Below are 222 nucleotides of genomic sequence, written 5' to 3' on the forward strand. Positions count from 1 at the left end.
GGGCCATGGCCAAGGCTCAGTTCGCCGTCCTGTTCGGCCAGCGCTTCACCAAAGCCCTGGCCTGAGCAAGTCGTTAACCGACCGGACGCACACGGAATTCCTGACACTCCCTGAGCGAGGCGATCGCCGCGGCACGCTGGCCGCCGGTGTCGGATCCGGCGAACAGCCAGTTCTTCCGGCCAAGGGCCAGCGACCGGATTGCCCGCTCGACCGGGTTGTTGT

Annotated in this window: 1 pseudogene; it reads right to left on the bottom strand. The window is 66.7% G+C overall.

Features of this window, described 5'->3' with window-relative positions:
• Window positions 1-106 precede the first annotated feature (106 nt).
• A pseudogene (locus E2C06_RS37150) lies at window positions 107-222 on the bottom strand (IS66 family transposase); the annotation flags it as partial.

This window comes from Dankookia rubra, assembly GCF_004355005.1.
GTDB lineage: Bacteria > Pseudomonadota > Alphaproteobacteria > Acetobacterales > Acetobacteraceae > Paracraurococcus > Paracraurococcus ruber_A.